Origin of the sequence: Photobacterium swingsii (assembly GCF_024346715.1) — a bacterium.
GTDB lineage: Bacteria > Pseudomonadota > Gammaproteobacteria > Enterobacterales > Vibrionaceae > Photobacterium > Photobacterium swingsii.
This window is the reverse complement of the sequence record NZ_AP024852.1, coordinates 2,605,766-2,630,625: the sequence shown is the minus strand read 5'-3', so window position 1 is coordinate 2,630,625 and position 24,860 is coordinate 2,605,766. Positions and strand designations below refer to the sequence as shown.

Here is a 24,860-nt window from a genome sequence, read left to right as displayed (position 1 = left end):
ATGGATATTTTGATGTTAAGTAATGGCAAGATTGCCGGCAACGACCACGTAATGGGCTTTGCGGCAGATGCGATTATTGAACAAGTAAAACGTACAGGTGCAAAAAACTGGGTGTTGATCCCTTACGCGGTAATTCGTTCGAGCCATGATGATCGTGTTGCTATGGTGCAGCAAACATTCGACGCGTTAGGCTTAGATTGTGTTGTGACAGGTCTTCATCAAGCAAAAGATCCTGTTGCGACATTAAAAGCAGCAGACGGTATTTTGGTCAGTGGTGGTAACACTTGGGTACTCAACAAAACATTGCATGACTTAGGTTTAGTCGGCCCTATTCGCAAAGCGGTATTAGACCAAGGTATCCCATACATTGGTTGGAGTGCGGGGACAAACATTACATGCCCAACGATTCGTACGACTAACGATATGCCAATTATTACAGGTGCTATCTTACCATCACTTAACCTGGTGCCATTCCAAATTAACCCGCACTACTTGGAAGCGAAGGTGGAAGGTCATAATGGCGAAACGCGTGATGAGCGTATTCAAGAGTTCCTTGAAATCAACCAGCATGAGCCTGTGATTGGCATTCCGGAAGGGACATGGCTGCACTTGCGTGATGGTGAATTAAGCTACCACAGCGCGAATGGTAAAGATTTGAAGCTATTTAGCTACGGTAATGAGCCTGTTTATTACACGGAAGGTCAAGACATTCAGTTCTTAATGGACCATAGCTGTTAATCACATAAGTTAAGCTGTTCAAGGCAGGCTTTTGAGCCTGCCTTTTTTATACCTGAAAGAAAATAATGACGTGTAACGGAATAAGAGGTGCTCACCAACAATGAAGAAAGGTTCAGATGAATTTGTGTATTGAATTGATAAAAAAATCGAATGGTTAAAAGTTAAAAAAATCACATATACAGGCTTAATTTCATAAGGAGACTTAAAAAGAACGATTTTAGGGCTTATTAAGTGATGAAGTGGTTCATAAAAACAAACTGTGATCTTGGTATTTATCATCATTATTATTTAAATTCATCATGTTATGTACAAAAACTAATGTTTCAATACTGTTAATTAGAATAAATGAATCATTTGATTGGATTAAATATTCAATGAGCCAAAAAACACACTTAACATGATCAAAATAGTCAGTATTGTGCCACTTAACCATTGAAAATGGCCCTTACATTTACCTTGTGGCACGTGACTGGTGCACTCTTGGCGTTTTCTTCCAAAAAGATTTATAAATTCAGCACTAAATACAGTTTTTAATTTGAACTTTAGTGCCATATTTTGGTTAAAAGCTGTTCCAATACGCAAATAAACTGCCTTGTTTTATTTATCTGGTTTATCTAACCATTATCATTAATTTATCTGGTTTTTATCACTGCTTGATGCAGTTATGGAAGGGCGCGTGTCAGTTAAAAATTCATTCAATATCCGAAATGCAGCAGCCGATACATTCGCAATGGTTATCTTTAGCTTTATCGCTGGTATGTTAATTGAAGTGTTTATTTCTGGTATGACGCTAGAGCAGTCGCTGGCATCGCGAACTTTGTCGATACCGATTAACATTGCGATTGCATGGCCATACGGTGTATTTCGTGATGCCATGTTGCGTGCAGGCAAACGTCTATCAGCTTCAGGCTGGATGCGCAGCGTCGCTGATATGTTGGCGTATGTACTGTTCCAATCACCAGTCTATGCGATGATTCTGGTTGTTGTTGGTGCAGACGCAGATCAAATCATGAAAGCGGTTGCAAGTAATGCGGTTGTTTCTGGTGCGCTTGGTGTGGTTTACGGTCACTTTTTAGATGCTTGCCGCAAAATGTTTAAAGTACCGGGTTACTACCAGGCGCAGTAATAAGATGTGTTTTACATGAGTAGATCTTAACTGATTAAAGTGTGAGATATGTGTCAGATATAAAAAAGGTGCCATGCGGCACCTTTTTTGATTCTGTTGATCACTATTTATTGCTGCGTTTATGCCTTGGTGAAGCGTCTACGCGCAAAAGGGTGTGACTTTTGATTTTTGATAGCGATTTCCAATTGTGGATGCGCAATATCAATGTTGTGCTGAATGAATTTACGCTTGATACGGCAGTGTAAATCATGGGTTAAACTTAGTCGGTGACCTGTTTCAGCAGCATAAGCACGTACTTCGAAGTTCTGACAATCGGCAGATAGACCCAGGAAGAAGACTTCTGGTGCAGGGTTATCTATCACCAGTTCACACTCGTGGGCGGCATCAAACAATAATTGTGTGACTAATTCACTGTCGGCCATGTATTTCACATTGATAGTGAGGGTGACACGTGTAATGGCATCAGACAGTGACCAGTTAACGAATTGCTCGGTGACAAATGCTTTGTTCGGTACAATTACTTCTTTACGATCCCAATCGACAATGGTGGTTGCACGGGTTTGGATTTTGGCAATAACGCCAGTAAGGTCGCGAATTGTGACTGTGTCTCCAATTCGGATTGGGCGTTCAAACAAGATGATGATACCCGAAATAAAGTTGGCAAAAATCTCCTGCAAACCAAACCCAAGTCCGACACCTAGTGCCGCGACAAGCCATTGCATTTTAGACCAATCGAAACCGATTAAACCTGATCCCACAATAATACCAACAAAAATAGTGATATAGCGGGTTAGTGACGTTAACGCATAACCTGTCCCTGGGCTTAGTTCGATATGTTGTAAGATCAACAGCTCCATCGCCGCAGGCAAATCTCGCGCAAATACAGCGGTTAAGCCAAAGGCTAATAAGGCGAGGAAGGCACTCTTAACGGTTATTGCGCTCAGTTCATCAATACCATTGATGGTATTGGTTACATCCCACAGGGTGACATCTTCCAGTAGCGTTGTTGCTTGGTAGAGGTCAGCCCAGAGAACGGCAAGTAGTGATAAATAAATAAGAAATAGCAGTGATCGTAATAAACGCAATGATTGCGCACTGATTTTATCGAGATCGATCTCTGGCTCTTCAATTTCAATTTGCATTTCACTGCTGGTATGAAACTCTTCGCGTTCTTCATTCATCTCGGCTAAACGCTGTGCCAAGATCTCTTGGCGCTTGGTTTTCGCACGTTCAAATGCCAATCGGCGTTTTTGAATCAACATCAAGCGCTTGGTCAGGAAGTAAACCAGTAGGGTGACAACACCTAAGAATGCTGACACTTCTAGCTTCTCCATCACAGATTGTGCGGAACTTAAATACCCCAGTAGCGCGGTATAATTGAGCCCTTGAGGGATGAGAATAAAGGTGCCAAATATTAAATGATGACGTAGGTGGGCTTTCCCTTCAGGGACCTCTCCATAAGTCATCGGCATTTTGTCTCGCCATAATTTGTAGAGAAAGTAGCTGACAGCGACATTACTGATAATAAAGGCGAGACGGCCTATGGTCGCTCGAACATCAACGTCACTATAAAGCAGTGTGAACTCTTGGATCACCATCATTGGGAAGTAGACCCACATGAAGGTGCGGTAATGGCTGAAGGCATCTTTAACGACTTTCTCATTCCAACCGAAGTGGCTGATGAACAAGCCGTTATCGCGGACTAACTCACGAATAAAGCAGTATACAACCAAGGACAATGGCAGGGAGAGAGCTTGCCCGAGGTGATGGAAAAAAGGATATTGCCATGCTTCTGTTAGCAAGTTGCCAAGTAAAAATACACACAAAGGAATAGGTAGCGCAAGTGCAAGCGCAATCATGACATTGATGTAACTAAAGCGGAATTTATCGAGGGTGACTTTACCGATTTGTTTCTCGATACGCTCTAATCGAATCTTCCAGCGCTTACGGCTCCAGCGACTTAATGCAATTAATAGCCCAATCAGTACCGAGGTGACAATAAAGCTAGAAAGGGTAAGGGCTGCAGGTAGTTTAACTATGTTGACCCACTGAAACGGTGAAAAGAACCAACGGGTTTTTTCAACAGTATCAACAATTAAGTTCCAGCTGAGGCTATTGGTATCGGGTGCCCAGAATAGCTCCTTTTGTGATTCTGAGGCGAGTTCAGTTAGTGCATTGTTAAGCTTGTCATAGGCGACTTTTAGCGTTGCTTCTTGGTAGATAACTTTATCTGAGCTATTAACGACTTGTTTGAGCAAATCGATATTAGCCTCGATCAATTCTTTTTCCGTGCGCTGCTGATCTGGGGTTAAGTTTTTAGACGCGGGTTGCTTTGCCTGATTAGTGAGGCGATCAAGTTGCTGTTGGTACTCATATTTTTTAATTTGATGCTGCGCAATTTGCTGATCGAGAACTTCTATCGGTGGATTATCAGGTAGGTCTTTAATTCGGGTACGTAATGTTTCACTAAATGCAGGGCTTAGACGTAGCCATTCAGATACACGTTCAAGCTCCTCGGCGGCACGGTTGACCTGAGCGATATGTGAGGTGGTTTGTTGCTGCAGCTGTTGAACTTGTTCTGTCTTCGTTGTCATTGCTGTAAGGGCGTTTGACAGCTGTTTGTTGGTGAGTACTAACCGACGGATTTCGGTTGGTTGGTTCATCAATTCGCTTTGTAGTTCATCACTTTGTTCAGCGGCTTCATCAACAGATGCTCGTTCAACGCGGTTAAGCGTATTCTGAAGGTTGTTGCGATACGCTTGACTTGCTTCTATATCTAAATTGATGCGTTGGATAGCCAGTTTTGCTAATTGACGACGATTCCCCGCACTGAGTTGCTCAGCTTCAAGCATGTAAACTTGGCTGATATAGTATTGGTGCGCGATATCGAGTACGAGTAATTTGTCTTCATTATTACTGGTGTTGGTTTCGATTCGAATTTTGTTTTCTGTAGCTTTAATTTTTGCGCGTAATTGTTCCGTTTGAATCGAAAAGAGATCAATGCCTTGTTCGATGTCGGAGAATATATTTTTTTGTGTTTTACGATTTTGTTCGAACTGCTGTAGCTTTTGATCTTGAGTCGCCATTTCTAGCGTTAATTGATCGGCGTTCCAGTCGGTAAAGTCTGGAAATTCAGTCACTGAAAACGCACTGATTTCTTGCTTTAAATCTTCCGCTAGCTGGGGGTAATCAGCCATTAATTGCTGATAGTCTTTTGTTTGTCGGTTGAAGTCTTTGATTTGTTCGAGTTGGCGTTGCGCTTTTTGGAAAGTGTCTAGCGTTTTCAGAGTGTCAGGGGTCTTGGGCTCTTGCTCAAGAAGCTCAATTTTTTGACTCAAGGTTTCTTGAGTATTAGTGAGATCATCGGCATGGCAAGGGAATACTGAGAAACAAAGCAGCATCGTTGAAATCAGCAGATGCTTGAAAATCGCCATACATTTTCCTTTTGGAGCGCAGACTTTTGTGTGAGCGCAAGTTTGTGTAAATAGAGTAGTTTTGGCTAATTCTAAAGTGTAGCAATGAATAAATACAAGTAGCTGCCGTAAGATACAACGATTTGACCTATTACTCACCAAACAGTGATTATCTTCACAAAAACACTTGACCCTATACCCTCAACTGATTACATTAGCCGCCGTCGTTACGCAGAGCGTCAGCGACAATGTGGTGAGGTGTCCGAGTGGCTGAAGGAGCACGCCTGGAAAGTGTGTATACGGCAACGTATCGAGGGTTCGAATCCCTCCCTCACCGCCATCATCTTTTTAGATGATTACAATTAGGAGAGATGGCTGAGTGGTTGAAAGCACCGGTCTTGAAAACCGGCATACGTTTGTAGCGTATCTAGGGTTCAAATCCCTATCTCTCCGCCACATTTAAGAAAGGCGCTGATTTATCAGCGCCTTTTTTGCATTTGGCTATAGTGGAATTGGATTTGAATCAAATCCGCGCACCCAGAACGCTCCGTCACATTCAAAAGAGCCAGCTTAATTGCTGGCTTTTTTACGTTTGAGCTAACGTGAAAAGGATTTGTACCAAATCCGCCATACTCACAGCGTTCCGCCACATTTAGAAAAAGCCCAGCAGAAATGAAGTGACCCCATTAAGTTGGGCTTTTTTGTATGCGTTGAAAGTGAATAAAGGAATTTGCGGTAAATTATTTCAAGCCAGCTGCTATAACTTCATTTTGGTTCTAAACAGTTTAAGGTTACTTCGACTGACAGGAATATCAGCGTGGCTGTGTTGTACATTGACGACATAAGTGCTGTTCATTCCAGGGGTGATCTGAGTGATTTTACTGAGGTTGATGCAATAGGAACGATGAGACCGAAAAAAAGTGTCTTCAGGTAATCGTAACACCAACTCACTGATAGTGTAGGGGGCGATATACTGGCTATCTTGCGTATATACTTCGGTGATCTTCTCTTTTGCGACAGCATAATGAATATCTTTGATATCAACGATGCAAATGCGGTTCTGTTGTTGAAGCGGTAGTGTTGTTGTTGGTATATCGGCTGGTATGGAAAAAGGTTGGCTGCTCGCGACTGATTGCAGTTCGAGCTTTTCCAGAACGCGCTGTACACGTTCTACATTGAGCGGTTTCAGCAAATAGTCGACGGCTTCAATATCAAAGGCATCTAAAGCGTGCTCTTTATACGCAGTGGTGAATACCACCTTGGGCGCCTTCTGCGTGTTGTGCAGGTTTTTAGCTAACATCATGCCATCAATCGAGGGGACATTAATGTCCAAGAACAGTACGTCAATGGTATGCCCTTGAAGGTATTTAAAGGCCTGAAGACCATCGTCAAATACCGCAATGACGTCGATATTACTGTATTGAGAAATAAGGTACTTCAGCTCTTCTTGTGCTAAATACTCATCCTCAACAATGACCGCTTTCAACATATACTGCCTCTGTTTGACGATCCATAACCTTAAAAGAGACTTCAACGCCATCTTTTAAGTTGTGGATTTGTAGCCCTTGACCATAAATGAGTTTAACGCGCTGGTGCACATTGATTAAACCGATTTTGTTCTTTTCCATTGCGCCACTATGAAGTTTATCAATAACAGTTTGTGGGATCCCTGCGCCTGTATCCTTAACGCTGATCAAAACATGATCGCTTTGCTGTTTTACTTTGATGAAGACATGTCCAGGGCGACTGAAAGGTTGAATACCATGCTGGATAGCATTTTCAACCAAAGGTTGGATGAGTAAGCAAGGGATCTGAATATGGACAGGATCAATATCAAAATCAACGGTGAGCTTGTTGCCAAAACGTGCTAATTCAATTGCCGTATAATCTCGCACTTGCTGCAGTTCTGAGTGCACATCAATAAAATCTTCGTCTCGCTCCAAGTTATAGCGAAGGAAATCGGCTAAGTTAGCGATCAATGAGCGTGCTTTATCTGGCTGAATTCGAATCAGGGTTGAGATGGCATTCAGAGCATTGAATAAGAAGTGTGGATTAATCTTACTCTGTAATGCCGAGAATTCTGCTTTCTGCAGCATTGTTTTGGTTTGCTCTGCACTTGAAGCTTCAATTTGAGTAGAAATTAGTACAGATAATCCCTGCGCCATTTCGATAAGCGGTTGCGAGATTTGATTCTTCTTCCGAAAGCAGATTTTCAACGTGCCTGTAATATGGTCACTTTCTTGAAGTGGGATAATCAATGCCGAGCGGTAATCCTCATACTCGTAGTTATTCGCTACCACAGACGTCTTCTGGGCTAATACTTTTTGTACCAGTGGGCCACAAGCGGTTTGGTGGTCGTTATAGTGGCCAAGTGTCACGCCATTGGCATAGGCCGAGATGAATTCACGGTCAGTGATGAAGACGGCATCTGCTTGGGTTTCACGGCGAATAATGTCACATATCTGTGCCAAGCTATCTGAGTGGTTTTGTTTGAATAAAGGCAGTGTTTGGTTAGCAATATCTAGCGATCGTTTTGCTTGTTGGGCCGCAAAACGGTCTCGCTCGTTATGAACATCTTGGATTCGCTTAATGATCAAACCGATGCTTGCGGAGCCGAGCACCATAGGTAATCCAATGTTTTGGACAATACTGGCTGCGAGGGCTTTGTCATCGGCTAGCAAGTATATCAGCGCCATTGTCAGCACTTCACAAAACATCCCAGCCGCAATACCCCAGCAGATATAATGTTTTTTGTTACCAAAACGGTATATCAGAGTGCCACAGACGCCAGCGAAGGTACTGGTAATTAAACAAGGAATAGATGTTGGACCATCTATATCGATTAAAAAGCGGTGAATACCTGAAATTATCCCCGCAGGTAGGCCGACCCAAGGGCCAAAAATGATACCGCCAGAGATAATGGAGATAATACGTACATTAACCAGTGAGCCTTCTACATTTACTCCGGTATAAGTGCTGAAAATCGCGAAAAAGATGAAAAGGATCGAGACAAAAATGAGTTCAGTTGGTTTTCGCTCTGATTCATCTTTGTGCATGATATCTTTAAATACACGCGCTTGTGTGAGCAAGAATAGCGCAGACAACATGAATGCTGCGCGCTCTAACACGTTGAATAACATCTGTAAATGTTCAAGGAACAAGTTAGAACTCCTTTAACGAAAAAAGCCCTTATCGTGAACATAAGGGCTTAATAACGCACTTAACAGCCAGTGTTAACACATCACAGGCTGAAGAGGTTGCGTCTTTTGAGGTAATTTAACGGTGAGCGAGAACACGATAGAAATAACAACCAGTGCCAGCATCACAGAGAAGGTTGCAGTAAAGCCACCGAACAGTGCAGCAATCACGGAACCCACAAAGCTACCAATACCAAAACCTAAATAAATGAAACCGTAATTTTTAGTTAGGTTGTTTAAGCCAAAAAAGTCACTAACCAAAGATGGGTAAACGGTAATAGTGCCACCAAAGCTAAAGGCAATACAGGCAATTGCTAAGTAAAAGCTGTACTGCTCAAGTGCAACTACGCGTAAGCACACAACACCAATTAAGCAAATGAACAGTGCAATGCTGATAACACGAATACGCGCTATTTTATCTGACAATACGCCCAGTACCAAACGACCCGATAGATTACAAACAGCGATAATAGCGACAGAGGTTGCAGCGGCTGCTGAATTAAGGTGAACAAAGTTTTCACCAATGTCTTTTGCTACACCAATAACGTAAAGCCCAGACATACAAACTGTTAAGAAGATAAGAGATAGGATCCAGAATTGTGGTGTTCTAAATGCCTCTGCAAGCGTAAAGTCTTCTGAGAGTGGTGCCGCAGTATGTGATTGTGTGTTAGCTTTATTCGATTCACTTTGGTTTGCTTCTTTATGACTCTCTTTGTTATGGATCGGCGCGTCACGCATCATCATCCCACCAATCACCACACAGCACATCGCAATGATGCCCCAGACGCTAAATGTCATTTCGACACCAGAATGGGTTAGGAAGTACATGTTAATGTATTTAAAACCTAGGCTGCCTAAGCCATAAGCGCCGATTGCACATGCTGAAGCTACACCTTTTCGCTCTGGGAAAAACTTCACACAGTTTGATAGCGTCATCAAATAACCTGTACCATCAGCAAACCCGACTAAGAATCCCGCGACAACATAGAGCACCAGAAGATTAGGTGCGTAAGAGGTAATAATCAGGCTCAGCCCTAGCATAATACCTGCACTGATTGTTACTTTACGAACACCGAAACGCTCTTGAAGTTTACCTGAAAGCGAAGATGCCACGGCTAAAGAAAGGCTTAAAATACCAAATGAGAAAGCCACTTGGCTGACGGGGGTATCTAGCTTACTCGCAAGAGGCGCATTAAATAGGCTCCATGTATAGACTGAGCCCAGTGCAAATTGGGTAAGAATAGTACCCAACAGTGTCCACAGACGGTTAGGCTGCGTGGTTGATGATTGCATGCCGCATTCTCCAAAAATCATTCATAGTCAAAATCGCTTTGGCCCTAGTAATACGCTTAACGGTTAACGACGCCAATAGCTGGTGAAAACTATAAAATGAGCTGCAATTTATGAGCATGAACGGCATTATTTCGGCATGAGCAGCAGCGGTTAGAGTCAATAAATGAGAGAGGAGCAGTAAAAATAAGCAGTACTAAACGCACGTGCTCTTTATCCTCTAGTATTTGTTATGAGATAGCCCTTCCACATCTAGCACATCCTTTTTGCCTAATTATCAAGGCTGATATTTCATAGTTATAGTCAGTTAAAAAGCAAATAAATAAAGGCGAGGGTGTCAGTGCGGGTACCATAAAGTCCTGTTTATACAGTTGGTCTTCGTTTTACTTTCAACTCTAGCTATTTGCTTAGTGTGTATGCTGTGTCTAGTACTGGTTACATGCGACTTACTGGCTTCTTTTATAATAATGAATATGGAAGCTATTACATGAACAGTCAGTTTTCTTTTTCTGTTGGCGTTGTGACTGCCGCGATTGCGGTTATTCCTTCGTTAGCACAAGCACATGGTTACGCGACATACCCCAAAGCGCGTCAGGTTATTTGTAGTGAACAAGGCGGCCATTGGGGATCGCAAGATGGTTCAACGATTGCGAATGAAGCCTGTCGGGCTGCATTTCAAGAATCAGGTACATACCCTTTTGTACAAATTAATGAATTTGCCACTTTAGTATCTGATTACAACAATATGAATGCAGTGAAAGCAGCTGTTAAAGATGGTTTGATCTGCTCTGGCGGTGACGTTAAAAAAAGTGGCATGAGTGTTCCTTCACTGCAATGGCAACGCACACCGATGAAAGCAGGGGAAACATTTACCCTCAAATACTTGGCGACAGCGCCACATAACCCAAGTCATTGGCAAATATATCTGACTAATGCGAATTACAACGCAGCACATAGCCGTGTTGCATGGCGTGATTTAGATCTTATCCAAGAGTTTGGCAATATCGCGAAAGTGAACATTGATGGAACGAATTACTATCAAATGCAAGTTACTTTACCGACAGATCGCGTAGGAGATGCAACCTTAGTTACTCGTTGGCAGCGTGATGATCCTGCAGGTGAAGGCTTTTATAACTGTAGTGATATTAAGTTTGATGGTGATGCACCAGCGCCAACTTGGTCTAGTAAAGGTACGTACGTAAAACCAGGCGTTGTTGCAAATGATGGTGACTCTGTTTGGTTCCGTATTTTCTCAGAACAAGGTAACGAATTGGTATTTGAGAAATTACCGATTACAGCAGCGAATGCCGATTTGAACGTTTGGTCATACGAACTTGCTCAGCAGATCAATGCGAAATATCCAACCATTGCTCAGGTTGGGATTAAAAATGCCAATGATGAGATCGTTTATGAATCTTCAGATTTACACTTAAACCAAGTGTATGTGGCCAACGGAAATTATAACTACGCGTTAGACGTACGTGAGGGGGGGATTTTACCGCCACCATCCATTACTGTTGAAGGTTTGTCTACCGAATATCAGCTGGATGCAAATAGCAGTGGGGATATTTCTGCTGTGGTACGTTCGGAAGGTGATTACAGCGTTTCAATGCAGCTGCTGAACCAAAGTAACCAAGAGATTGGAAAAGCAGACGGGGTGCTTAGTGCCCAAGCATCAAGCTTGAACCTGACTATTCCTATTACAATAGCCGGGACTTTCCAGCTAAAAATTACAGCAACGGACGCTAAAGGTGCCGTTCAGACTGTTGAAGAACGTACCGTGATGGTTAAACCCGCATCAACAGGTGGTGACTACGACTATGAGTATCCGTCGAATATTGGGAGTTACGATGCTGGAACCAAGGTACTCGCTAAAGATGGCAATATTTATGAATGTAAGCCATTCCCTGCAAGTGGCTGGTGCCGTATTTATTCAGCATCGGCTAATCATTATGAGCCTGGTGTTGGTACACATTGGAGCGATGCGTGGATTAAGCGCTGATCTTTAAATCATTTCCGGTTCTCATTAACCCCTGTGGATAGCAATATCCATGGGGGTTTCTTTTTATTCGTACTGATGACTATTGGTAGTTGAATATTCTGTACGCCTTGGTTTTAACTGAAAACGTTAACGTCAATATTATCGATAAATTATAAAGAATAACTACGAAGCTATTCTTATGCTTGATTCTTACATCTAATTTTATTGGCTAGTTTGATGTGTCGTTATTGTTGTTTTTGTAAGTTAAAGAAATTCACAAAATACAGCTTTTTGGTTTCTTGTGTTTTATTTTGATGTTTGTGCGATATTTTGTTTGTTTTTTTTGTCTTTTATTGATGTTTTTGGCTGTATTTCCCCGTTTGGTGTGGTTCTCATTTGTGTCTTTTTGGGTTTTTATTTCCCTAAAGGTTTGACGTCAATTTTCTGGCGTGTAAGATGGCGACAAAATTATGACGCATAAGAAGTTGGTTTCTTACACCGTTGTGATTTGTATGTTTATTTGGCAGCTCTGCAGTTTATTCATCTAAATATCGCTGATGATTTTGAGAAAGCCACTAATCACGCATCCTTTAAAATATAGGAAAAAGTAATGTCTCAACTAAAACGTAACGTCATCGCAGCATCGCTTGCTGCGGCTGGTATGTTCGCTGTTGCTGCGCCTTCAATGGCTGCGAAATCTGCACCGCAAGAAATCAAAGTTAAAGCAACTGTTGGTTCTTACATGGACTGGAAACGTGTAGATGGCGTTGCATGGACAGAATCAATGCAACTTACGCACGTTGCAAAAATGACTACTGGTCAACCAAATGGTCACTTCCAAGACTTTGAAGTAGATACTATCGTTAAGCCAGCGTCGGCTGGTAAGAAAGTATCTTTCACTCTTAAAGATGAGTTAACTCTTGTTAACAACGGTCAGGAAATCAAAGATTTCACAATTTCTGTTGGCGGTGTTCCTCTAGTTAAAAATTCTGCAAAAGTAATCGTTGCTGAAAATGAATCTGGCGTTGTTGGCGTAGGTAAAACGTTAAAAGTTACTCAGACGGCAAGCACCATCCCAGCCCTTAAAAAAGGCAAATATGTCGGTTACGCATCAATTGTTCTGGAAGGTGAAGCATAATGAAAAAGACTACTTTAGCTCTAGCAGCACTAATCGCGCTTACTTCTGGCGCGGCAATGGCAAATGTTAAAAAAGATTACCAGCTTAATTTCTTCGCTCAAATCGAAGATGGTTTTTCTTTCGAACGTCTTGATGGCAAATCATGGTCAGAAGCTATCGATATCAAGCACAGCGCACTTCGTGATGAGTTTGAGTCAACGACAGTTAAAACAATGGTGTCTTTATCTAGCACTCACACTCAGAAAGCCTTAGAAGCGAAGCTATCAAAGCCTTTCCCTGTACTTTCTAAAAAAGGTGATTACACGCAAGCTGTTGCGCTTAACATCCACCTTGGCGGCCAAGATCTTACTTTAGGCGGCAAGAAAATTGTTAAAGCCCTATCGACTGAGCGCAATGCGTTAGACCTTGTGATTGAGCCTGCAAACAAAAAGAATCTTGCTTCTGGTGATTACGAAGGAACATTCGCTATTGAGTTTGAATACGGCGTTTAATCGTATCTAACCACAAATAACAATCAGGGATAGGTTAGTAAGGCACGGATGCCTTGAGATAAAACAATGAAAAAACTAGCCCCGACATTACTTGCGTTAGCAATTTCTCACCAAGCATCAGCAACCGTACAGCCAATAAATCTTGTTGAATATATAAACCCTGATCAAGATTTTATAGTAACAGAAGTTTTCAATGGTCACGATAAAACGGCTTTTGTGCGCGTTGAAGCTGAGGAAGTTATCGACTTCACTGGTGAGAATATTGATCGTCGAAAAATCAATGAGGTTGATGGCGATAATATTGCGATTGTTCCACCTAAATTTATAACCCCTGCTGACAGCTCATCGAGCGTCAAACTTTATTTCACTGACGGTCGTGAGAAAGATCGCCTGTATCGAGTGAAATATGTTCCTGTTCGCGGTAAAGAACGCGCGGAATTCGCGGGCTCTGATGAGCACAAAGAAGAAACGGCTGCAGCTATTGGTATTGACTTAGTTTTCTCTCAGGGCGTTCTAGTGCCTAAGAAAAAACCGTCTTACTCATACACCATCAACAACAATAATGGCGAGATCATTGCGGCTAATACTGGTGACAGTTATTTCCGTCTTCGCAACATGAATAAATGCACATCTAAGGGAAAATGCGTATCCCTTGGCGATATAACTGTGTTCGCTAACAGTGAAAAAGAGATTGTCGAATTAGATAAGAATGAATACTTAGAAGCTGAAATCGATGTAGGCGGCGACGTTACAGAAATCAATGCGAAATACAGCGATAAAGTGATTGCCAAAAAATAAGAATAAATAAGGTGTAATGTGAAGTATCCGACAGCTATCAAGCCTACAGTGCTAGGCTCTATCCTGCTTATAGTTCCAATGACGGGCAACGCCACCAGCGTTGAAGGCATTAACCTTGCCAAGGATATTAAAACCGCTGTCGTGAGAGACAATCAACTTGCCAACGTTGATCAAATAGCTCGTGTTGATGACCAATCGTTAGTGAATAGAAAATTAGCCAAAAACAAGCTGGCTAAAGCTGTAACCGATGAAATTGCGAAAAACAGTAAAACAGCTCGACGGAATGAGCTTTTTGTATCCCTTTATGGTGAAGACTTTGCCGAGGAATTAGATCTTATTCCTGATGAGTTCCTGCAAATTGTCCACAACCAAACCTACTCAGTGCAAATCATACTTGGCGGTGAGGATATTGGTTCGGCGGTCTTAAGTGTTACCCCTGCTGAATCAAAGCTATCGACTGTACGCCTTAACAAAAAGCACAAAGACTACATCTTAGATGATTTTGATGATGGCAAATTAGTATCGCTACTTGAATCACCCAATCTTTTTGGTGGTATCAACTGCGGTGAGTTTGATGACATTACGTGTAAAACCGATGATGTCATTATCAAAGCTATTTTTGATAAAGATACGCTTAACCTTTACCTCTACATGACATCAGACCTCCTTAGGCAAGAAGGTGTGAGTCTTGTTAACTCTTACTATCTTCCACCCCCGACGTTTGATGCAACCACGGGCGTGCTGGGCTACCAGTTAAACACGTCAATGTCTGATTACTCAGATAACTACAATTTACGTTTAAAGGGCGTTATCAGTAAGGGCGAGCACAACATTATAGGTAATACTCGTTTTGCTTCTGAAAACAGCGAGCTAGATGATCTTTATTACCGCTATGACATGAGCGGTACCAGCTTTAACGCTGGCCTGATTAGTACCGAGAAACTTGGTAACAATGCGGGCTTTAGTCAGTCGCTACTCGATCAACGTCAAGACCTTATCGGGGTTGAATACGGCTCATCTAACCGAACGCTGCGCAAGAATGAGGGTGAAAGCCTGATTCCTGTAGAGGTGATCATGGCGCGTGCTGGTCGTGTTGAAATATTTAAAGATGGCAACCTTATTGAGACACAATATCTTGATGCTGGTATCGCTCCTGTTAATACGAGCTCGTTCCCTAACGGTAACTACATGGTGGAGTTGCGCATCTATGATGGCGACCGATTTGTAAGATCTGAAAACAAGCAAGTGATTAAAGAGCGTGTTGACTACACACAAAAATACTCACTTTTTGCTGGTTACAAGTTTGATCGCAATGACCTCGACTACGATGAGATTGAAGACGCTATACCAATGGTTGGCGGTTTTTATCAATTCCCTGTCGGAGCAGCTGCCGCGCTTATTGGCTCTACTAAAATTGACAGCAATAAAACGCAAATCGGCCTTGATTTTAAACAATCACTAAGCTGGTTTAATTACTCGGTTAAAGGTGCTGCAAATACCTATGGCGATAATGCGTTATCGGGTTATCTGAATAAGTCGTGGGAGACATACAGTGCTAACTTGAATTACCGTCGCTCATCGTTCTCGGAGCGCTCTAAAAAGGAGCGCAAGCAGCGGGATCAAGATGTTGTTTCATTGTCTTTATCTAAAAACTTTTACCATGGTAAAGCCGTGGGCTATTTGAACTTACACAGTAACTACAATATCCGTGATGATAAGTTCGACAACTCGCGCCTGTCTTACAATACGACTGTCGATTTTTGGGAAGTGAACCTTAAAAACGTGCGTCTTGAGGCGGGCTTTAACTATGGCGTTTACGCGCAAAATAAGCACCGTGATTTTGAAAGATCGCTCGATTTCCGCTTAACAATCCCATTTGGCCTGAATAAGTCCACCAGCGTTGAATTCAATGCGGCCTATAACGGTCAGAATGGCTATAACGGTGATGTAGACTTACGCAAGACCTACCGTGACAGCGTGATGCAGTACGCGTCACTGAGCGCCCGAGTGGATGACTACTCATCACAAGGTATTGCCCGTGCTGGCTTCAATGGTTCGTATGCTCGCGGTGATGTTGGTGCAACGGTTAGCTCTAATTCTACATCAGGTTACTCGAATATCTCGGGCTCTATTGGTGCCACTTCTCAAGGCGTTGGCTTTAGCAGTGATAGCACTAGCGAGGCGGGTGTTTTGGTTAACGTAAATCCTGAGGCTGTAGGAAAAATTGACTTAATCACTAAGTCAAAGCGCGTACCTATTGTAACTACACCGCAATTTGTCTCACTTGATGACATGAATGAGCATCAAGTTGGTTTTGATATTTCACAATCGTCTAAATCTGCAGACAGCTACAACGTTACCCGTAAAAACCATCGTTTTGTCGCTTATGCGGGCAACGTGATGGACTTGCAAGGTGAATTCCATAAAACCGCGGCTGTATTCGGTCAGGTTTATGGCTGCGATAAGAATGTGCTTAAGTACACCAAGATCATGTCGAAAGAAAAAACGGTGTTCTCTGATGAAAGCGGTCAATTCAGCATTGAGCCTTTTGACATTGAAACGACGCTTATTGTTGAGCATGAAAGTGGCTCTCAAGAAGTGATTCAAATTGGTGAACTAAACAAGCCAGTTAATTTTGTTGGTAAAAAGTATCTACAGGATTGCTCTATTCCTGAGGTGTTATTAGCCACCAGCGAAGTCGTCGAAGAAGTGGAAGAAATCGTATTGCCTGAATCGGAAGTGATCATTGTGCTTGATACATACAAAGTACAAAAAGGTGACTCGCTATATCGCATATATGACCGCTACAGCGACCAAACCACGCTATCACGCATGGAGTTCATGGCTGAGCTATACAAACTTAATACGCCGTCAATGGTTAACGGTAACGTGCGAGCGCTGCGTGTAGGCTCTCACATCCAGATCCCGACCAAAGTGACGGATAAGATTGCCGATGTAGACCTAGATAAGATCATCGACCCGAGCAATAAGCACAACGCTTATGAAATCGAATTACACAATAAAATTAACTCATAGGTGCGCAAGCAGATGAAAACTAAATTAACATTACTAGCGTGCCTATTAGCAGCGCCATTAGCGCAGGCTGAAATCGCAATCGTCGGTTACGACAAAACAGTGGGCAATTATGCTTACTTTTCTAATGACCCTTTATTTAGCACGCGAGGCGATAACGCTTATGCTTTCGTTAACTATTTCAATGAGGGGTGGACGGTATTAAAAGACGGTACTAAGAGAAAAACAGCGGCCTATGTTATGGCTGCTGGCAATACTCAATGGACAACCGTAAATCAGGGAGGGTTCACTTTTCAATACCGTTTGGCGTATATGGGCGTGAAGCTATCAGATAAAAAAGAAGATAAATATATTCAAGGTAAATTATATTCTACTGGTTGCGCAGCTCGCACAAAGGATGGTGTCGAGGAGGGGGATGCTGGCTGGGTATTCGGTCGTGCAAACTCTAACAACCAAAAGCATCAATTCCATAGATACGAATCAATAGCAAAGAATAATAACAGTAATTATTATATTGCTTGTAACCCTGCCTATGCGAGCCAACGAGAGGGCGACAAATCAGCCAACATAATTAACAGCGCTATAGCCTTCGAATTGCGTTTTGATCGTCGTTTAGCAGCAAAATTGCCACCATCTATAACGATTCCAGCATCAAGCCATCGCGTTCAGCGCTACGCTACGGAGACTGATACAGCAATGCTTGCTGGGCGTGATGTTACTTTCGAGATAGACAAAAATCGATACCCGTTAGTTTTTGAGGTTGCCAGAACACCTCAAAGCGATATCGAAATTAAGTACAACAAGATCAAGCACGCGGGCAAAACAATTACCGAAGAAACAAAATTTAAGATTGATATGATGATTGGTGGATGGTGGGAAGGTCATGTTGCTATCACGCCAACATGCAGAGGCGATAAGCACTTATGTGATTCTATTTCTAATGTCGCCATTCAGAGCTTAGCGGCTCACTGGAATACTGTTTTTCATGATACGAAGATAGGAAAAACGGTAAAACTTTTAAACCAATCACCATCAGTCCAAGTGAACGGTCAGGACTGGAAGATTAAAGTTGATTTCTCGAATTTAGATCGGATCCCTCATAACGTGAGTAAGCGTTCGGCGCAAATTCACTACAATATTGAGGCTTCTATCTAATGAAAAAGATAATTTCAGGCTGTTTGCTATCAATGTCTTTTGGCTCAATGGCGACTATCCAAACCACGTCTACGTACACAAACATAAACTTCTATCCTGAGAGCTACGTTAGTGTCGATATAAAAAGCAGTCGTGAGTATATGACGGTTGAAGATAACGACAAAAAGGTACAGCAATGGGTCTCGGTTCCAATGTCGTTGGACTGGCAAACGACGAATGGAGTTCGAATTGTAGGATCGTGCTCATCAAATCCTATTGGTCTTTGTAAAGACCATGGATACATGGTTTTTCCTGCTTTAACTTCAATGCAAAAAGATATGCCTCTTTATCTTAAGAATTCAGAAAAAGAATTAATACTGGACGATCCAAGGCTGCGCAATCTGGATGTCAGCCATACCTTGCACATTGGCGTCGATGACTCTGTTAATTTCCTTAAGAATTATGGGCATCGTGATGAGAGCGTTTTCTTATACAAAATTACAATCGAGGCTAGGCCATAATGAAATTGCTAAAGGTAATTATCTCAGCTGCCATAATGCTTTTTGCAAGCGGGGCACAGGCAACCAGTGATTCTGACAGCGTGGAGCTGGTTATAGGTAAGGGCAATGGCTTCTATGTTGGCAATTTCCCTTCCGAAGTTCACATGAAAATTGACCCCTTTACAAACAAGCATGGCAGAAAAGATATCTACATTCCCATCCGATGGAATGTTAAGAAAAATGTAAAACTTACGGCTAAGATGACGTGCCGAAAAAATGACGAAGCTCTATGCAAAAAGCTGTTTGTTATTTTCTCTCACCCTAATGAGTTGCAGTGGTTTTACTCTTGGTTAACCATTGATAAAACCGAAGATGAGGTCTTTAAAGTTTTAGATGAACCCTTAGCGAAAAAAGTAGATAACCCAAAATGGTTGATAAAATTAGGGGCATGGGGTTCGCTTCATTACCCAATGGAAGCACGCACTCATAAAGCCGACCTGAGAATAAAAATTGAGGTTGATGTGTAATGCGTAAATTAATAATTGGTACTGTATTAGCTGCTTTTTTATCGCCTTCTGCAATAGCAACTCAAGCTGAAAGAAAAACAACGCTAGTGATCGATGTAGCAGGCTCTATTTATGTAAGAAAGCCAAGCCTTAGTGTTGTTTTTGAAAAGTACAAGCCAACGTTAATGAAAGCGGATATGAGTTGGGAGATTTACTGGACATTAAACCACCCTTTGAATATTGATTATACGTGCTGGAACCATGATCCAAATGTCGATATGTGCTCCCGCATTAAAATGGAAATTGATAGCTTAGACAGCTCAAAAAAACTTGAACTATCGACGGCTAATCCATCGATCACTATTTCAGAAAGGACTAGATTCTATGGTAAGAAGTGGAATAACACCGCTTACTTAGACTTAAATGGTCTTGATGGTGGAGAGGTTAGAGCCACTGGACGGCTAGTGTTATCAGCCAAAATATAGAACGAGAAAAGCCACCTCTGGTGGTTTTTTTATGTGTATATTTTGGTCTATTGTTTCACCATGGAATGTTACTGTTTTTGCTGGTGGATTATAAATGTCTGATTTGTATGTGTTTATAGTGACGCCGGTCATGTTCTTCGTCTATTTTGGATAATTCATATTAATAGTTTGCTTAAGATCAATTTCTTATTGATAGGTGAGGTGTTACATAAGGGCAGAAAGCAAGAGTGGGATACTTTTTACATCTAGTCGTCTATCTGATGATCGGCGTTTAGCGTAAAAAGTATTAGTAATTATGGAGAATTATAATGAGTAGTGCATTTTTTATCCCAGCTGTAAACTTGATGGGCGCAGGTTGTTTAACTCAGGCTGCTGACACCGTTCAGGCACATGGCTTTAAAAAAGCGCTTATCGTAACAGATAAAGTTCTTAACCAAATTGGTGTCGTTAAGCAAGTTGCTGATCTATTGGCTGCGCGTGATGTTGAATCAGTTGTTTTTGATGGCACACAGCCAAATCCAACGATTGGTAATGTTGAAGCGGGCCTTAAATTACTTAAAGACAATGGGTGTGACTTCGTTATTTCATTAGGTGGTGGTTCACCGCATGATTGTGCTAAAGGTATTGCGCTTGTTGCATCTAATGGTGGCAAAATTGGCGATTACGAAGGTGTTGATCAGTCAGCGAAACCTCAGCTTCCACTAGTTGCTATTAACACGACAGCAGGTACTGCATCTGAAATGACGCGTTTCTGCATCATTACTGATGAAGAGCGTCACATTAAAATGGCAATTGTTGATAAAAATACAACGCCATTGCTATCTGTGAACGATCCTGAGTTAATGCTTGCGAAACCAGCATCACTAACCGCAGCAACGGGTATGGATGCACTTACTCACGCAATTGAAGCGTATGTTTCAACGGCGGCAACGCCAATCACTGATGCGGTAGCAATTAAAGCTATTGAACTGATTCAAGCGCATCTTCGCACTGCCGTTAATGAAGGTCAGAACATCGAAGCGCGTGAGCAAATGGCATACGCACAGTTCATGGCGGGTATGGCATTTAACAATGCATCACTTGGTTACGTACATGCAATGGCGCACCAACTAGGTGGCTTCTACGATCTTCCACATGGTGTATGTAATGCAGTGCTTCTACCACACGTTCAACGTTACAACGCGAAAGTGTGCCCAGAGCGTCTTTGTGATGTGGCAAAAGCTATGGGTGTTAATGTTGAAGGCATGACAGCAGAACAAGGTGCAGATGCAGCACTAGAAGCGATTCAAGCACTTTCTAAAGATGTAGGTATCCCTGCTGGCTTAACAGAACTTGGTGCTAAAGCAGAAGATATTTCAATTCTTGCGGATAACGCACTAAAAGATGCTTGTGGCTTTACTAACCCTAAACAAGCAACACATGAAGAAATCTCAGCAATTTTCACCGCTGCACTTTAATCTTCATTAAAAATTAGCTTTTAACAAAACGGCAGGTAGTGATACCTGCCGTTTTTTATTATTTGTTTTTAATCTTCTCTTCACTTTCCTGGTTGCCCTTTATACCTCTTCTTCTCACGATTGATTTCCTACGACAGTAATATTTGCTAGTACCTGCCTATGAATATTGTTCGATTTAAGAGCAGTTAGAGGGTGGGGCTGGCATTTACCAGCTGAGTGCCTATAAAAAACAGTGTCTAAGATAGTGATTTGATTTATAGGAAATAATAACTGTTGGTTATATTTTTTACTGATTTCTAGGCCTATGATTGGATGAATTTATAGATTGGTATGTATTGGGTGTCATGATAACTAGACTCTCACTTTTTGTCGCTCAAGCATTTAATAGCTGCATTTTTTAGCCAAAATACCGTCTAACACACTGTTTAACATGTGATATTCATATAGGGGATATAGTATCCATCACATTTTTACCTCTAGCCCCATGGATTAGGCACAGTTTTCTAGATATTTGCGTCAAATTATTGTCATATCGATTTGATCAATGTAAGATTCCTGACAAATAAGTAACCTAAAGCTTAGCTGCTTGATGAATAGCGATAAGAAAAACTATAAAGACTATGAAAACATCAAAGATAACCAGTCAAAAAGGCGTATTTGCAATTGAGTTTGCATTGGGTTTTGTTGTTCTATTTATGTTCACCATGCTTATTTTTGAAACGTGTCGTGTGACTTATATTGCAGCCGTTTTGGATTATGCAACGGCTGAAGCAGCAAGAGATGCAAGGGTTCAACTAAAGGAAAATGAAGAGTATAAAAAATACGAATTTACTGATTGTGATACTCTGAGCAATAGTTCTGAAAAAGACCACTGTCTTCGTGTTAAACAAATAGGTAAAGATCAATTTTCTCAATGGTATTACAAATTTATAAGTACCAATGCTGGTGTTCTGTGGGATGTATTCACGAGTGCGAGTGATTATTCAATTCACGTTGATGCATATCTAAGCCCAGTCGATTTTGCTTCGAATAAGAAAACAACTGATTGGAATAAAGCGACGTTAGCTGAATATACGGTGACATACATATATCGGCCGTTAATACTGCAGGCATCATTTGCTGAAATGCCTATAACAAGAAAACTGATAGCAATCCAAGATACGGCATTGTTTAGAGAAAAACTAAAAGGCTAGCTATGGGCTTCAAATCTCGTCAAAAAGGAACGTTTAGCATTGAGCTTTCATTTGTTTTGCTAGCTATGGCTGTTCTCTTGTTTTTTATATTTGATCTTGGTTTTCAAGTTATTCAGAAAAGTCAATTAAATAGAACATCATATTCATTGGTTTCTATTTTAAAAGAAAGGAAAGCTTTTTATAGTCCAAATCCAAGGGATACAAATTGGACTATAAACCAATCACAAGCGAATCAAATGTTACAAATGGCTAAAAAGCTTCAAGGAAACAATGCAGATATTAGAGTAAGCATTGGTCATAAAAGTGGCAGTCAATCTGAAATCATCCTTAGTGCCGGTGATAATTCGTTAAATTGTGATAGTAGAGCAATACCAAACACTATGACTCAGGGAAGCAAGCGTGATTTAAATGTATATCGTGTGACCGTTTGTAAAAAAGTGCCAGCTTTTTATGAAGTTGCGTTCTTATCTAATAAAACAAATAAAAATAGGGTTTTAAGTTCAACCTCAGTATTTGTAGGAAGATAATAAAATGGATAAGAGAAAGCAAAAAGGTTCAGCGGTTGTTTATTTTGTGTTTATTGCTGGTGCGATTCTGGGGGCCGGGGCATTAGCAATAGAAGGTAGTCGCTATATTACGGAAAAAGCGCATTTAGGTGATACCATGGAAGCTGCATCAGTTGCGGTTTCTGAAAGTGATGATATTCGTGATGAAAACAGCTTTAATGAATCTCAAGCAAAAGAAATAGCATCTGCTTGGGTTGACTACTTGATGCCTGACAATAAGAAAAAAGAGTTTACAGTATCTCGTACAAAAGAAGAGTATAAAAAAGAAGTATCTGGTCAGCAAGTTGTGAGAACCGTTCATCATTATAATTTAGCAAGCACAACGACACATGACTCATGGATGTCGATGTATGGTTTACCATCATTTGAAAAGCAGCAGAGAATATTTAATAAGGCCACTGCTGCTCGAGTAAGAACCGACTTTGAACCTGTGGATGTGGTTTTTGTTTCTGATTTTTCAGGCTCTATGTCAGATTATAAGCGAGTCGATAACCTAAAGTATGCGATAAAAGAAGTAACTAAAACTATTTTTGATGGAACGCAAGAGTTAAAGAAAAAGCACCCAGGCGAAAATATTAATGATTCAAGCTTTGGTTTTGTACCATTTTCAAAAAGGGTGGTATTCAAGAAAGGAAGTAGTTATTTCTGCTCTTCTCTTTTATTGCCTCCCAAAAATTCAAATTATAATCGCCCTCGCTTTGAGCAGGACTTTTCATATGTTGCAGGACTAAGTAGAAAGAACAGAACTAAATGGTATAACCAGCCAGATCGATTATATTCATCAGATGAGATAAATGTGATGGAGAAATATATATCATGGGCAAAAAATAATAGTTACTATAGGATTACAAACCTTGACTATAACACGACTAATAACGGTGGCTATTTCAACCATATAGATTATCAAAGAACGGCATCAGAGATTCAGCTAGATTCAGGCAAGCTAAAATTTATGACACCGATGAAAATGGGGCAAAATAATCTTCGTACAGATTGGCTTTGCTCTGTTAAATCAAGAAACCCTGCACATCATGTTATTGATCGCGTGACTATGTCAAAGCAAAAAGATATTGATGGCTTTAATGATGCGATTAAACCGATGAGAGTTGGTGGTGGTACTGATATGTATCAAGCGCTGTTAGCAGCCCCAAGCCAGTTTTATAATGCTATCAATAAAAATAGATTTATTTTTGTTCTATCAGATGGTGATGAAAATAATGATAGTTTTAAAAAACTAGTCAATGAAGGCCTTTGCACCAATATTAGAAATAAAATGAAAATTAATAAAAATGGTGAGTCAATAAACTTTGAGATGTTTGTGATTGGTCTTAAATTTACACCGCATGGTAATTCTTATAATACATGTTTTGGCAAGCATATTTATACAGTAAACGATCTCAGTAAATTAAAAGATGTCATAATGGAGCTATTAAGTAGTACAACATCATATAATATTGAACGATAGAGTGCTTGCTGATTAAAGTATTGATTTTAAATGATTAAATTTATGTGTTGTTTGTTTAAGTACTTGCATATCATTATAAATTCATTATCATAAACAGTAGCTGTACGCTGTTTTTTATCAAGTGCAGACAATAAAAATGGAGTGGAAAATGAAGAAGTTAATGACAGATTTTTGGAAAAATGAAGAAGGTATTACTGCGATTGAATACGCAATGCTAGGTGTTGCAATGGCAGTTGGCCTAACTGCTATCATGGGTAGTTCAGCTGATGGTGCAGAAAAAGGTTTTCTTGGTTCATTAAAAAGTGCATTCACATCAATTGCTGGTAAAATCAGTGGCGCTGGTAGCTAA

The 24,860-nt window shown here is 41.1% G+C and carries 20 protein-coding genes and 2 tRNA genes; 18 read left to right on the top strand and 4 right to left on the bottom strand.

The window, feature by feature from the left end:
- Together pepE and OCU77_RS11950 are read left to right on the top strand one after the other, a co-directional pair.
- Positions 1-738, top strand: a complete 738-nt coding sequence (gene pepE, locus OCU77_RS11955; RefSeq protein ID WP_048901067.1) for a dipeptidase PepE — start codon at positions 1-3, stop codon at positions 736-738.
- A gap of 676 nt (positions 739-1,414) precedes the next feature.
- Positions 1,415-1,864: an L-alanine exporter AlaE gene (locus tag OCU77_RS11950; RefSeq protein WP_160314744.1), complete on the top strand. Its 450-nt coding sequence runs from the start codon at positions 1,415-1,417 to the stop codon at positions 1,862-1,864.
- Between the two features lie 119 nt (positions 1,865-1,983).
- Here the strand turns inward: OCU77_RS11950 and mscM are convergent, their stop codons facing one another.
- The gene (gene mscM, locus OCU77_RS11945) at positions 1,984-5,298 is read right to left on the bottom strand and encodes a miniconductance mechanosensitive channel MscM (protein WP_107302892.1); all 3,315 of its coding nucleotides are present in this window, start codon (positions 5,296-5,298) and stop codon (positions 1,984-1,986) included.
- A 231-nt stretch (positions 5,299-5,529) separates the two neighbouring features.
- Here mscM and OCU77_RS11940 point away from each other — a divergent pair.
- Both OCU77_RS11940 and OCU77_RS11935 read left to right on the top strand, forming a co-directional pair.
- Positions 5,530-5,617, top strand: a tRNA-Ser gene (locus tag OCU77_RS11940).
- A 25-nt stretch (positions 5,618-5,642) separates the two neighbouring features.
- A tRNA-Ser gene (locus tag OCU77_RS11935) sits at positions 5,643-5,733 on the top strand.
- Positions 5,734-6,034: 301 nt separating this feature from the next.
- On the opposite strand, the gene OCU77_RS11930 is transcribed toward OCU77_RS11935, so the two are convergent.
- From OCU77_RS11930 to OCU77_RS11920, 3 genes are all read right to left on the bottom strand, one after another.
- Positions 6,035-6,766 carry a LytR/AlgR family response regulator transcription factor gene (locus tag OCU77_RS11930; RefSeq protein WP_048900244.1) on the bottom strand — a complete coding sequence of 244 codons (732 nt, stop codon included), beginning with the start codon at positions 6,764-6,766 and terminating at the stop codon, positions 6,035-6,037.
- Positions 6,744-8,438: a LytS/YhcK type 5TM receptor domain-containing protein gene (locus tag OCU77_RS11925; protein WP_315972511.1), complete on the bottom strand. Its 1,695-nt coding sequence runs from the start codon at positions 8,436-8,438 to the stop codon at positions 6,744-6,746. The genes OCU77_RS11930 and OCU77_RS11925 overlap by 23 nt, the downstream gene beginning before the upstream one ends.
- 72 nt (positions 8,439-8,510) lie before the next feature.
- Positions 8,511-9,767: an L-lactate MFS transporter gene (locus OCU77_RS11920; RefSeq protein ID WP_107302891.1), complete on the bottom strand. Its 1,257-nt coding sequence runs from the start codon at positions 9,765-9,767 to the stop codon at positions 8,511-8,513.
- Between the two features lie 484 nt (positions 9,768-10,251).
- Between OCU77_RS11920 and OCU77_RS11915 the strand changes: the two genes are divergently transcribed.
- The 14 genes from OCU77_RS11915 (at position 10,252) to OCU77_RS11850 (ending at position 24,860) form a co-directional block, all read left to right on the top strand.
- Positions 10,252-11,766 (top strand): lytic polysaccharide monooxygenase, encoded by a 1,515-nt coding sequence (locus tag OCU77_RS11915; RefSeq protein WP_053111888.1) that lies wholly within the window; start codon positions 10,252-10,254, stop codon positions 11,764-11,766.
- A 589-nt stretch (positions 11,767-12,355) separates the two neighbouring features.
- On the top strand, positions 12,356-12,883 hold the full coding sequence (locus OCU77_RS11910) for a CS1 type fimbrial major subunit (RefSeq protein ID WP_048900242.1): 528 nt from the start codon (positions 12,356-12,358) through the stop codon (positions 12,881-12,883).
- Positions 12,883-13,374 carry a CS1 type fimbrial major subunit gene (locus OCU77_RS11905; protein ID WP_048900241.1) on the top strand — a complete coding sequence of 164 codons (492 nt, stop codon included), beginning with the start codon at positions 12,883-12,885 and terminating at the stop codon, positions 13,372-13,374. The genes OCU77_RS11910 and OCU77_RS11905 overlap by 1 nt, the downstream gene beginning before the upstream one ends.
- 66 nt (positions 13,375-13,440) lie before the next feature.
- Complete coding sequence (locus tag OCU77_RS11900) at positions 13,441-14,172, top strand: hypothetical protein (protein WP_048900240.1); 732 nt, start codon at positions 13,441-13,443, stop codon at positions 14,170-14,172.
- An 18-nt stretch (positions 14,173-14,190) separates the two neighbouring features.
- A complete protein-coding gene (locus tag OCU77_RS11895; RefSeq protein WP_048900239.1) occupies positions 14,191-17,208 on the top strand; it encodes a TcfC E-set like domain-containing protein in 3,018 nt (1,005 codons plus the stop codon).
- A 12-nt stretch (positions 17,209-17,220) separates the two neighbouring features.
- Entirely contained in the window at positions 17,221-18,360 is a 1,140-nt protein-coding gene (locus OCU77_RS11890) for a hypothetical protein (RefSeq protein WP_048900238.1), read from the top strand.
- Entirely contained in the window at positions 18,360-18,860 is a 501-nt protein-coding gene (locus tag OCU77_RS11885) for a hypothetical protein (protein ID WP_048900237.1), read from the top strand. The genes OCU77_RS11890 and OCU77_RS11885 overlap by 1 nt, the downstream gene beginning before the upstream one ends.
- Positions 18,860-19,366, top strand: coding sequence for a hypothetical protein (locus OCU77_RS11880; RefSeq protein ID WP_048900236.1), 507 nt, complete (start codon positions 18,860-18,862; stop codon positions 19,364-19,366). The genes OCU77_RS11885 and OCU77_RS11880 overlap by 1 nt, the downstream gene beginning before the upstream one ends.
- Positions 19,366-19,830: a hypothetical protein gene (locus tag OCU77_RS11875; RefSeq protein WP_048900235.1), complete on the top strand. Its 465-nt coding sequence runs from the start codon at positions 19,366-19,368 to the stop codon at positions 19,828-19,830. Before OCU77_RS11880 ends, OCU77_RS11875 begins: the two co-directional genes overlap by 1 nt.
- Before the next feature lie 308 nt (positions 19,831-20,138).
- Complete coding sequence (gene yiaY, locus OCU77_RS11870) at positions 20,139-21,287, top strand: L-threonine dehydrogenase (protein ID WP_048900234.1); 1,149 nt, start codon at positions 20,139-20,141, stop codon at positions 21,285-21,287.
- A 620-nt stretch (positions 21,288-21,907) separates the two neighbouring features.
- Complete coding sequence (locus tag OCU77_RS11865) at positions 21,908-22,480, top strand: TadE/TadG family type IV pilus assembly protein (protein ID WP_048900233.1); 573 nt, start codon at positions 21,908-21,910, stop codon at positions 22,478-22,480.
- A gap of 2 nt (positions 22,481-22,482) precedes the next feature.
- Positions 22,483-23,007 (top strand): tight adherence pilus pseudopilin TadF, encoded by a 525-nt coding sequence (tadF, locus tag OCU77_RS11860; RefSeq protein ID WP_048900232.1) that lies wholly within the window; start codon positions 22,483-22,485, stop codon positions 23,005-23,007.
- A 4-nt stretch (positions 23,008-23,011) separates the two neighbouring features.
- On the top strand, positions 23,012-24,511 hold the full coding sequence (locus OCU77_RS11855; RefSeq protein WP_048900231.1) for a pilus assembly protein: 1,500 nt from the start codon (positions 23,012-23,014) through the stop codon (positions 24,509-24,511).
- 148 nt (positions 24,512-24,659) lie between these two features.
- On the top strand, positions 24,660-24,860 hold the full coding sequence (locus OCU77_RS11850) for a Flp family type IVb pilin (protein ID WP_239686048.1): 201 nt from the start codon (positions 24,660-24,662) through the stop codon (positions 24,858-24,860).

Bases quoted from the DNA above. Each gene is read 5' to 3' on its own strand.
- OCU77_RS11865 (WP_048900233.1), top strand. From the start codon at position 21,908: ATGAAAACATCAAAGATAACCAGTCAAAAAGGCGTATTTGCAATTGAG.
- OCU77_RS11910 (WP_048900242.1), top strand. From the start codon at position 12,356: ATGTCTCAACTAAAACGTAACGTCATCGCAGCATCGCTTGCTGCGGCT.
- yiaY (WP_048900234.1), top strand. From the start codon at position 20,139: ATGAGTAGTGCATTTTTTATCCCAGCTGTAAACTTGATGGGCGCAGGT.
- OCU77_RS11850 (WP_239686048.1), top strand. From the start codon at position 24,660: ATGAAGAAGTTAATGACAGATTTTTGGAAAAATGAAGAAGGTATTACT.
- OCU77_RS11930 (WP_048900244.1), bottom strand. From the start codon at position 6,766: ATGTTGAAAGCGGTCATTGTTGAGGATGAGTATTTAGCACAAGAAGAG.
- pepE (WP_048901067.1), top strand. From the start codon at position 1: ATGGATATTTTGATGTTAAGTAATGGCAAGATTGCCGGCAACGACCAC.
- OCU77_RS11875 (WP_048900235.1), top strand. From the start codon at position 19,366: ATGCGTAAATTAATAATTGGTACTGTATTAGCTGCTTTTTTATCGCCT.
- OCU77_RS11890 (WP_048900238.1), top strand. From the start codon at position 17,221: ATGAAAACTAAATTAACATTACTAGCGTGCCTATTAGCAGCGCCATTA.
- OCU77_RS11855 (WP_048900231.1), top strand. From the start codon at position 23,012: ATGGATAAGAGAAAGCAAAAAGGTTCAGCGGTTGTTTATTTTGTGTTT.
- OCU77_RS11885 (WP_048900237.1), top strand. From the start codon at position 18,360: ATGAAAAAGATAATTTCAGGCTGTTTGCTATCAATGTCTTTTGGCTCA.
- tadF (WP_048900232.1), top strand. From the start codon at position 22,483: ATGGGCTTCAAATCTCGTCAAAAAGGAACGTTTAGCATTGAGCTTTCA.
- mscM (WP_107302892.1), bottom strand. From the start codon at position 5,298: ATGGCGATTTTCAAGCATCTGCTGATTTCAACGATGCTGCTTTGTTTC.
- OCU77_RS11920 (WP_107302891.1), bottom strand. From the start codon at position 9,767: ATGCAATCATCAACCACGCAGCCTAACCGTCTGTGGACACTGTTGGGT.
- OCU77_RS11880 (WP_048900236.1), top strand. From the start codon at position 18,860: ATGAAATTGCTAAAGGTAATTATCTCAGCTGCCATAATGCTTTTTGCA.
- OCU77_RS11905 (WP_048900241.1), top strand. From the start codon at position 12,883: ATGAAAAAGACTACTTTAGCTCTAGCAGCACTAATCGCGCTTACTTCT.
- OCU77_RS11915 (WP_053111888.1), top strand. From the start codon at position 10,252: ATGAACAGTCAGTTTTCTTTTTCTGTTGGCGTTGTGACTGCCGCGATT.
- OCU77_RS11900 (WP_048900240.1), top strand. From the start codon at position 13,441: ATGAAAAAACTAGCCCCGACATTACTTGCGTTAGCAATTTCTCACCAA.